Here is an 8,074-nt window from a genome sequence, read left to right on the forward strand (position 1 = left end):
GCTCGCGCAGCAGCAGCACCCCGCCGTCGCTGCTCGCGTGCTCCGCGTCGAACCGGCCCACCACGGGCCGTCGTCCCAGCGGCGAAAACTCAAGCTGCGTCGCGCTACACTCTGTCTGCACAGGTCGGCCCTTTCTGTTGGCCCGTTTTGTCTTGCAACTCAACGGTTAACAGAAGTCAGCCGGCCTGTGCTCGTTTGAGTGGTGAGAAATCCAGGCTAGCCCGCTCCGATCAGCGGCAGCGCGCGGATCCGGCGCCCGGTTGCCGCGAAGATCGCGTTGGCGATCGCGGGCGCGATCGGGGGTGTGGCCGGCTCGCCCACGCCGGTCGGGTCCGCGTCGCTGGCGATGATCCGGACCTCGATCTCGGGGATCTCGCCCATGCGCGGGATCGGGTAGTCGTGGAAGTTGCTCTGCTCGACCCGGCCGCCCGCAAGCGAGATGCGGCCGCGAAGCGCGGCGGCGAGCCCGAAGACGATGCTGCCTTCGACCTGCGCGCGGATCGTGCCGGGGCTCAGCGCGCGGCCGCAGTCGATCGCGCAGTAGACCCGGTGGACCGTGGGCAATCCGGCGCCGTCGACGCTCACCTCGGCCACCTCGCAGACCGTGGTGCCCACCATCGCGAACTGGGCGATCCCGAGACTGCGGCCGTCCGACCGCGGCCGGCCCCATCCGGACATCTCCGCGGCAGCCTCGAGCACCGCGCGATCGCGGCCCGGGAGCAGGGCTCGGCGGAACTCGAAAGGATCGCGCGAGGCCGCATGCGCCAACTCGTCGACGAAGCTCTCGATGAAGAACGCGTTCTGCGAGGCGGGCACCGCGCGCCACCAGCCGATCGGAAGCGGGTTCTCGACCAGCGAGCACTCGAGCCGCTGGTGCGCAACGCGGTAGTTCAGCGGCGGAGAGCTTCCCGCGACGATCCAGTCGATGCCCGATCTCGCCACGCTCGGAAGCCGCCACCAGACGACGTCGGGCAGGTAGCCCTCCGGCGCCAGGGGCGAGCCGATCCGCTTCTGGGCGCTCGTGATCGCGCCGCGCAGCCAGCTCGGCAGCTCGCGGTCGGAGGACGGCCCGGCGACGTGCAGAGCGAACGCCTGCGGCGCTCCAGAGCCATCGAGCGCGGCGCGAAGCTGCGCGGCGCAGGCCGGGCGGTAGAAGTCGTGGCGGATGTCGTCCTCGCGCGACCAGATCAGCTTCACCGGCCGCGCGACGTTTCGCGATGCGAGCGCCGCCTGGACCGCGAAGTCCGTCTCCGCGCGGCGACCGAACCCGCCGCCCATCAGCGTCGGGTGGACCGTGACGTTCTCGGGATCGATGTCCAGCGCGCGAGCGACGTCCCGGCGGATCTGCAGGGGCGCCTGCGTCGGCGTCCAGACCTCGCAGGTCCCGGCGCGCGCGCTCGCGGTGCAGCTCATCGGCTCCATCGTCGCGTGCGCCAGATACGGAACCTCGTAGCGCGCCTCGACGATCCGGGTGGCTGCGGCGAAGACCGCCTCGGGGTCGCCGATCGCTCCGGCGACGAGCCCGGGCGTGTCGAGCGCCTCGCCGAGGAGCCGCGAGTACGCGGGCGTGTCGATCACGGCTTCACCGCCCGAGAAGACCGGCGCGAGCGCATCGAGCGCCTTTCGCGCCTGCCAGTAGTGGTCGGCGACGACGGCGAGGCCGTTCGGGATCTCGACGAGCGCGCGCACCCCGCGGGTCGCCAGCGCCGCTTCGCGATCCGCGCTCACGAGCGCGCTGCCCGGCACCGGCGAGAGCGCGGGCGCGGCGTGAAGCATTCCGTCGACCGCGACATCGATGCCGAAGATCGCGCGGCCGAGGACCTTGTCGGGCAGGTCGAGCCGCGGCAGGTCGGTGCCCAGGAGCCGGAACTTCTCGGGCGACTTCAGCTCGACCTGGCTCGGCACCGGCAGCGCCGCCGCCTGCGCGGCGAGCTCTCCGTAGCCGAGCCCGCGCCCCGTGGGCGGGTGGTGGACCCGTCCGTCGCGGGCCACGCACTCCTCGACCGGAAGCGACCAGGCTCGCGCCGCGGAGGTGACGAGCATGGCCCGCGCGGCGGCGCCAGCCGTGCGCAGCGGCAGCCACGACTCGCGAATGCTGGCGCTCGCGCCGGTGAGGACGCTTCGCAGCGCGCCGTCGAAGCAGCGCGCCTCGACGGTCACCTGCTCCCAGGCGACCTCGAGCTCCTCGGCGACGAGTGCGGCGAGCGTGCTGTGCACGCCCTGCCCCATCTCGGCCCGCTCCACCCAGACGCAGACACCTCCGTCTGCAGCGACGCGAAGCCATGGGCCGACGCTCGCCGGATCCGCCACTTCCGCCGCGATCGCGCCCCGGGTCCACGGCGGGCCGCCGATCAGCAGCGCGCCCGCGAATGCGCCGCTCGCCTGCAGGAAGCCGCGCCGGCTCAGGTTCGCGATCGGGTCAGTCGCGCGTCTCATCGCCCGGCTCGTCGCGCGCCGCTTCGCGCGACCGCGCCGCGCGGTGGATCGCGCGGCGGATTCGCGGGTAGGTCCCGCAGCGACACAGATTGGTGATGGATGCGTCGATCTGGGCGTCGCTGGGCGCGGGAGTCGCGCGCAGGAACGAATCCACCGCCATGATCATTCCGGGCTGGCAGTAGCCGCACTGCGGAACCTGCTCGGCGAGCCAGGCGTCGAAGAGCCGCGAATCCCCGCTCTCGGCCAGGCCCTCGATGGTGACGATCTCGCGCGCCGCGACCGCCGAGAGCGGAACCAGACAGGAGCGCACCGCCTCGCCGTCGAGCTGGACCGTGCAGCTTCCGCAGAGGCCGATCCCGCAGCCGAACTTCGTTCCAGTGAGCCCCAGATGATCGCGAATCACCCAGAGCAGCGGCGTGTCACCGGGCAGGTCGACGTCATGGCTTTCGCCGTTGATCCGGAGCACCGCCATCGGCGCGCGAGGGTAGCCATCCGGCGCGTTCGCCGCACCGAAGCGACTGCAGTGAATGCTTGACTTGCCGGAGCCGCCTGCCGATCGAGTCCACAGGACCATTGCCCCCGAAAGTGCTCGGAGAAGGCCTCCGAAGGGCGCATTTTCGACCTTGCACGGAGCCGATTCGGATGAGATCTCCCGCGCCCGCCCGCGTGTTGATCCTCTCCGACCGGCAGATCGTCCCGACGGTCTCGCGCACCGGAACCTTCGAGTTCGAGGACCTGGTCGCCTCGGTCGACGCCGTCGACATCGTCCCGCTCGGACGGCCCGGCGGCCGGATCCAGCGCCGGCTGGAGCGGATCGTTCCCGGCGCCTTCCGCGCCCCCGCGCGGCTCGACCGCGGAGAGCCCTACGACCTGCTCTTCGCGTCCTTCCACGCGCTCTCCGAGCTCGCGCGCCTTCATCCGCTGGGGCGGGTCCTCGCTCTGGCGCGCCGCGCGTTCGTGAACATCGACGAGCTCTGGAGCACGTCGATGCTGCGGCATCGCGGCGACATCGAGCTCTTGCGGCGCTTCGATCGCATCTACTCGCCCTGCGCGGGCGCGCTCGAGCTGCTGCAGAACGCGGCCGGACGACCCTGCGAGCACCTGCGCCCTTCCGTGGACGCGCTTCGCTTCGCGCCCGGCGGCGCGAGTCCCGCACGCGTGATCGATCTGCACCTGATGGGCCGGCGGCGGCCGGACCTGCACCAGGCGCTGCGCGAGGCGGCCGAGAAGTCGCAGCGCTTCTACTACTTCGATTCGCTGCAGTCGAACCCGCCCATGCCGAACTACGTCGAGCACCGGCTCCGCCTCGCCGACCTCGTGCGACGCACGCGCTACTTCGTCGTCGACATCGCGAACTCGGATTTTCCCGAGAAGCGCGGCAGCCAGCAGGAGTACGGGCCGCGTTTCGTCGAGGGCGCGGCGGGTGGCGCGATCCTGATCGGACAGGCGCCGCGCACGGCCTGCTTCGACGCGCAGTTCTGGCCCGGCGCGGTGCGGCCGATCGAGCCCGATGCTGCGTCGATCACGCAGCTGCTCTCCGAGCTCGAGTCCGAGCCCGAGCGGACCGAGCGCATGCGCCGCACGAACGCAGCGCAGGTGCTGCGACGCCACGACGGTGTGTACCGCTGGGAGCAGATCCTTCGCGCCGCCGGACTCGAGCCGATGCCGGCGCTCGCGGCGCGGAAGGCCGCGCTCGAGCAGCGGGCGCGGGCGATCGCGAGCCAGGACGAGGACGGATGAGCGCGCGAAGGCTGAGCCTCGACCCCGGAGCGGGCGAGCCGCTGCGCATCCTCTGCCTCGGCGCGCACTGCGACGACATCGAGATCGGCTGCGGCGGCGCGATGCTCACGCTCCTCGCGGCGCATCCGGGAAGCTCGGTCCGCTGGCTGGTGTTCAGCGGCGACGAGACGCGCGCCGCCGAGGCGCGCGCCAGCGCAGCCGACTTCCTCGCTGCGGCGCGCGAGCGCGACGTCCGGACGCTCGGGTTTCGCGAGTCGTTCTTCCCCTACGACGGCGCCGCGATCAAGTCCGCATTCGAGTCGCAGACGGATTTCCAGCCCGATCTGATCTTCACGCACCGAGGCGCCGATCGTCACCAGGACCACCGGCTGATCGCCGAGCTCACCTGGAACACGTTCCGCGACCACTTGATCCTCGAGTACGAGATTCCCAAGTACGACGCCGATCTCGGCAGCCCGCCGGCGTTCATTCCGCTCTCCGAGGCCGTCGCGCGCGAGAAGTGCCGGCGGATCCTCGAGCATTTCCGTTCGCAACGGACCCGGCACTGGTTCGACGAGGAGCTCTTCCTCGGGCTGCTGCGCCTGCGCGGCGTGGAGTGCCGGTCGAGCTCCGGCTACGCCGAGGCCTTCGACGCGCGCAAGCTCGTGCTCGGCTAGGGAGAGGGACGTGACGGCTTCCGCGCTACGAACCAGCACCGCCCAGACGCACCCGGCCTGCCGCCTCTGCGGCGAGCCGCTTCGCCACGTGGTTCTTGACCTGGGCATGTCGCCGCTCTGCCAGACCCAGATCAAGCCGGAGCAGCTCGACCAGAGCGAGGAGTTCTTCCCGCTGCGGCTGCGCGTCTGCGAGCGCTGCTACCTGGTGCAGCTGGCGGAGTCGGTGAGCCCGCAACGGCTGTTCGGCGACTACCCGTACTTCTCGTCGTACGTCGACGCGCTGGTCGAGTCGGCGCGTCGCTACTGCGAGTCGGTGACCGGTCGCTTCCGCCTGGGCAAGGACAGCCGCGTGGTCGAGATCGCGAGCAACGACGGCTATCTGCTGCAGCACTTCGTCGCACGTGGCATTCCCGCGCTCGGCATCGAGCCGGCCGCGAACGTCGCCGCCGCCGCGATCGCGCGCGGCGTGCCCACGCTCTCGGCGTTCTTCGGTCGCCGCACCGCGAGCGACGTCGTGGCGAGCCACGGACGCGCGGACCTGCTGCTCGGGAACAACGTCTTTGCGCACGTCCCGGACCTGAACGACTTCGTCGCGGGAATGAAGCTTCTGCTCGCGCCGCAGGGCGTGATCACGCTGGAGTTTCCGCACCTGCTCACGCTTCTCGAGGGCAACCAGTTCGACACGATCTACCACGAGCACTTCTCGTACTTCTCGTTCGGAAGCGCGGAACGGGCGCTCTCGGCGCACGGGCTCGCCGTCTTCGACGTGGAGGAGATCGGAAACCACGGCGGGTCGCTGCGCGTCTACGCGCGCCACGCGGAGGATTCGGGCAAGCCCGCGAGCGACGCGGTGCGCGAGCTCCGCGCGCGCGAGTCCGCGGCCGGCCTCGCGAGCGTCGACCGCTACCGCGGCTTCGCGGAGCAGGTCCACGCGACGAAGTTCGCGCTTCTCGACGCGCTGATCGGGATCAAGCGCGCGGGCAAGCGGATCGTCGGCTACGGCGCCGCCGGCAAGAGCGTGACGCTGCTCAACTACTGCGGCATCCGGACCGACTTCCTCGACTACCTGGTCGACCGCAACCCCGCCAAGCAGGGCACCTGGCTCGCGGGCGTGCGCATACCCATCCTCGCGCCCGAGACGATCGCGCAGACGCGCCCCGACTACGTGCTGATCCTGCCCTGGAACCTTCGCGACGAGGTGATCCGCTACACCGCGGGAATCCGCGAGTGGGGCGGCCGCTGGATCGTGCCGATTCCGAGGCTCGAGATCGTGGACGGAGCCCCGCGATGAAGAACGCCCGGGACGTCGTCGACGCCGACCTCGCCGGACTGCGAGCGGCGCTCTCGGGCGAGCTCGCCCGGCTCGCCGGAAAGCACGTGCTGATCGTCGGGGGCGCCGGCTTTCTCGGCTACTACCTGGTCCAGACGCTGACCTCTGCGAACCGCCTCGGAGCGGTGCAGCCGAAGATCCGCGTGACGGTCTGGGACAGCTACGCGCGAGGACTTCCAGCCTGGCTCGCGGCGCTCGAGGGCGAGCCCCAGCTCTCGCTCGAGCAGCGAAGCGTGACCGACCCGATCGGGCCCGATGCCGGCGATTTCGACTACGTCGTGCACGCGGCCTCGATCGCGTCGCCGACCTACTACAAGCGCCACCCGATCGAGACGATGGACGCGAACGTGAACGGCCTGCGCAATCTGCTCGAGTACGCGCGCAGGCAGGCGGACCGAGCCCGGCCGCTCTCGGGGTTCCTGTTCTTCTCGTCGAGCGAGATCTACGGCGACCCGCCCGCCGACGCGATCCCCACGCCCGAGACCTACCGGGGCAACGTCTCGTGCACGGGACCGCGCGCCTGCTACGACGAATCGAAGCGTTTCGGCGAGACCCTGTGCGTGAACTTCGCGCAGGTGCACGGCGTGCCGGTGACGATGGCCCGGCCGTTCAACAACATCGGACCCGGGCTCAAGATCAGCGACCGCCGCGTGCTTCCCGACTTCGCGCGGGACGTGCTCGCGGGCCGACCGATCGAGATGCTCTCGGACGGCGGGCCGCGCCGGACCTACTGCTACGTGGGCGACGCGATCGCCGGCTATTACAAGATCCTGGTGCGCGGCCGTCCGGGCGAGCCGTACAACGTCGGGCCCGAGTCACCCGAGATCTCCGTGGCCGAGCTCGCCGAACGCGTCGCGCGAACCGCGGCCGAGCTCTTCGGCTATCGGGGAGGAGTGATTCGCGCGCGCTCCACCGACGCGACCTACCTCGCCGACAATCCCGTGCGGCGCTGTCCGACCATCGCCAAGGCGCGCGAGGAACTCGGCTACGCTCCGGCGATCTCGCTCGACGACGCGCTGCGGCGCTCGCTGCTCTGGTACCGCGATCATCCGAGCGCGGGGGACCAGTGATGCGCGTCTCGATCGTCGGGGCCGGGTACGTGGGCCTGGTGACCGCCGCCTGCCTGGCCGAGAAAGGGCACGAGCTCGTTTGCGTCGACCTCGATGCGGAGCGGGTCGCACGGATCAACCGCGCGCAGTCGCCGATCTTCGAGCGCGGGCTTGCCGAGCTGCTCGCGAGGCACGCGGGCAAACGGCTCGCGGCGACGACCGATCTGCGAGCGGCGGTCTCGCGCACGGAGCTCTCGCTGATCGCGGTCGGAACCCCGTTCGACGGCAGCCAGATCGACCTGCGCCTGGTCGAGCGCGCCGCGCTCGAGCTCGGCGCAGCACTCCGCGAGAAGGCGGGCCGCCACACCGTCGTGGTGAAGAGCACGGTCGTGCCGGGCACGACCGACGGCATCGTCCGCGCCGCGCTCGAGTCCGCGTCGGGAAAGCGCGCCGGACTGGACTTCGGGCTGGGCGTGAACCCGGAGTTCCTGACCGAGGGCGAGGCCGTCTCGGACTTCATGGAGCCGGACCGGATCGTGATCGGCGCCTTCGACGAGCTCACGCGCGCCGCGCTCGAGGAGCTCTACTCGGGCTTCCCGAACGCCGAGCTGGTGCACACCAACGATCCGACCGCGGAGATGATCAAGTACGCGTCGAATGCCCTGCTCGCGACGCTGATCTCGTTCTCGAACGAGCTTGCGAACCTGGGCGCTGCGATCGGCGGGATCGACACCGTCGACGTGAGCCGCGGCCTGCGCGCGAGTCGCTACCTCGCCTGCACGCTCGCCGACGGAAGCCGCAGCGTCGCGCCGATCTTCTCCTTCCTGCTCGCCGGCTGCGGCTTCGGCGGCAGCTGTCTGCCC

General features: G+C 70.9%; 7 protein-coding genes. 5 read left to right on the forward strand and 2 right to left on the reverse strand.

The features are described from left to right. Positions 1-216: 216 nt before the first annotated feature. Positions 217-2,436 carry a xanthine dehydrogenase family protein molybdopterin-binding subunit gene (locus tag FJ108_17095; GenBank protein MBM4337606.1) on the reverse strand — a complete coding sequence of 740 codons (2,220 nt, stop codon included), beginning with the start codon at positions 2,434-2,436 and terminating at the stop codon, positions 217-219. Continuing rightward, positions 2,420-2,908 carry a (2Fe-2S)-binding protein gene (locus FJ108_17100; GenBank protein ID MBM4337607.1) on the reverse strand — a complete coding sequence of 163 codons (489 nt, stop codon included), beginning with the start codon at positions 2,906-2,908 and terminating at the stop codon, positions 2,420-2,422. The genes FJ108_17095 and FJ108_17100 overlap by 17 nt, the downstream gene beginning before the upstream one ends. Positions 2,909-3,078: 170 nt before the next feature. Between FJ108_17100 and FJ108_17105 the strand changes: the two genes are divergently transcribed. The 5 genes from FJ108_17105 to FJ108_17125 all read left to right on the forward strand — a co-directional run. After that, complete coding sequence (locus FJ108_17105; protein MBM4337608.1) at positions 3,079-4,176, forward strand: glycosyltransferase family 1 protein; 1,098 nt, start codon at positions 3,079-3,081, stop codon at positions 4,174-4,176. Then, positions 4,173-4,832 (forward strand): PIG-L family deacetylase, encoded by a 660-nt coding sequence (locus FJ108_17110; protein ID MBM4337609.1) that lies wholly within the window; start codon positions 4,173-4,175, stop codon positions 4,830-4,832. Before FJ108_17105 ends, FJ108_17110 begins: the two co-directional genes overlap by 4 nt. Positions 4,833-4,842: 10 nt before the next feature. Continuing rightward, the gene (locus FJ108_17115; protein ID MBM4337610.1) at positions 4,843-6,123 is read left to right on the forward strand and encodes a class I SAM-dependent methyltransferase; all 1,281 of its coding nucleotides are present in this window, start codon (positions 4,843-4,845) and stop codon (positions 6,121-6,123) included. Continuing rightward, positions 6,120-7,232, forward strand: a complete 1,113-nt coding sequence (locus tag FJ108_17120) for an NAD-dependent epimerase/dehydratase family protein (GenBank protein ID MBM4337611.1) — start codon at positions 6,120-6,122, stop codon at positions 7,230-7,232. Before FJ108_17115 ends, FJ108_17120 begins: the two co-directional genes overlap by 4 nt. Beyond that, positions 7,232-8,074 (forward strand): UDP-glucose/GDP-mannose dehydrogenase family protein (locus FJ108_17125; GenBank protein ID MBM4337612.1); only part of this gene is annotated, 843 nt, incomplete at its 3' end. The genes FJ108_17120 and FJ108_17125, both read left to right, overlap by 1 nt.

The sequence above is a fragment of the Deltaproteobacteria bacterium genome (assembly GCA_016875225.1).
Taxonomy (GTDB): Bacteria; Myxococcota_A; UBA9160; order SZUA-336; family SZUA-336; genus VGRW01.

Excerpts from the sequence above, each read along its gene's own strand:
- FJ108_17095 (MBM4337606.1), bottom strand. The coding sequence starts at position 2,436 with ATGAGACGCGCGACTGACCCGATCGCGAACCTGAGCCGGCGCGGCTTC.
- FJ108_17100 (MBM4337607.1), bottom strand. The coding sequence starts at position 2,908 with ATGGCGGTGCTCCGGATCAACGGCGAAAGCCATGACGTCGACCTGCCC.
- FJ108_17105 (MBM4337608.1), top strand. The coding sequence starts at position 3,079 with ATGAGATCTCCCGCGCCCGCCCGCGTGTTGATCCTCTCCGACCGGCAG.
- FJ108_17110 (MBM4337609.1), top strand. The coding sequence starts at position 4,173 with ATGAGCGCGCGAAGGCTGAGCCTCGACCCCGGAGCGGGCGAGCCGCTG.
- FJ108_17120 (MBM4337611.1), top strand. The coding sequence starts at position 6,120 with ATGAAGAACGCCCGGGACGTCGTCGACGCCGACCTCGCCGGACTGCGA.